Annotated in this window: 1 protein-coding gene; it reads right to left on the reverse strand. The window is 57.9% G+C overall.

The genetic code is table 11. The features are described 5' to 3' along the window. Positions 1 to 101 precede the first annotated feature (101 nt). The coding region (locus tag CJ255_RS22075) for an Rpn family recombination-promoting nuclease/putative transposase (protein WP_165774892.1) at positions 102 to 1062 on the reverse strand (961 nt) is incomplete at its 5' end.

Here is a 1062-nt window from a genome sequence, read left to right on the forward strand (position 1 = left end):
CACGCGACGCTCTTGCGCCGTCTGGTTTACGTTGCTTGGTGCAGGTTGCTTTACGTTATTCATCGCTTGACACCCGCTTCCCGATACCCGATACCCCAACACTACCCCGCCTCATCCGCCAGCCACGCCCGCAACTCCTCAACGCTTTCGGCATGCTCAATGGCGTCGGCGAGCAACTGGAGCAGCATGACATCTTCAATGGTCGTGATCGTTTGCATCAGGGCTTCGCCGTCTGCGCCAAACTTGAACTTCAAGGCGAGGCGGATGCCCTTTTGCAGGCCGAGCAACTCGCCCTTTTGCAGGCCGATTTGCTTACCCTGCCGCAAGCCCTTTTGCAGGCCGATTTGTTCACCCTTTTGCAGGCCAATTTGTTCACCCTCTTGCATGCCGAGTTGCTTACCCTTTTGCATGCCTTGCTCAATCAATTCTTCGGCAATCGTACCCATGAGCGCACCTCCCAAGGGGATGGTTGTCCCTACCACGTCAATGATCTCTTGCAGCGTCACATGCTTGCCGGCGGCGGCGATGTAGCGCAGCAGCGTCAGCATATCGTCCTGACCGGAGGTCTGATCACAGAAACTATACCACAGTTCAACCACCTCAGGCAGTCGCTCGATCAGATCGTGCCGCGAGCTGTTTTTGAGCGCCAACATGCCCGCCCCCAACCATTCCATTGCTTTGAGTTGCTCGTCGCGAGCGGTCGTCAGGTCGCTCAGGTGGTAGTGAAAGGTTGGCGTGTAGCGTTGCAGCGCGGCAGGGAGATCGAAGAGGGCTTGGAAGTCGGTCGCGACCGTCCAGCGTTGCGTGCCATGGTAGACCACAATGGGCAAGATGGGGGCGAGCGGGCGCTGCTGGCGCTGCATGGCATCCCAGCTTTGCACCATGTAGCGCAACACCTGCAGCGGGGTCAAGGGGTCTACCGAACTCTTATGCTCAAAGAGGATGCAGACGAAGGCATGCGCGTCAGTTTCGCGCAGCGGCACTACAAAGAGCAGATCGGAGAAGTGTTCTCGCAGAGTGGCATCAACGAACGAATCCTTGACCGGCTGGATGTGCGCCAGA

It is taken from the genome of Candidatus Viridilinea mediisalina (genome assembly GCF_002532535.1).
In the GTDB taxonomy this organism is placed as follows: Bacteria; Chloroflexota; Chloroflexia; order Chloroflexales; family Chloroflexaceae; genus Viridilinea; species Viridilinea mediisalina.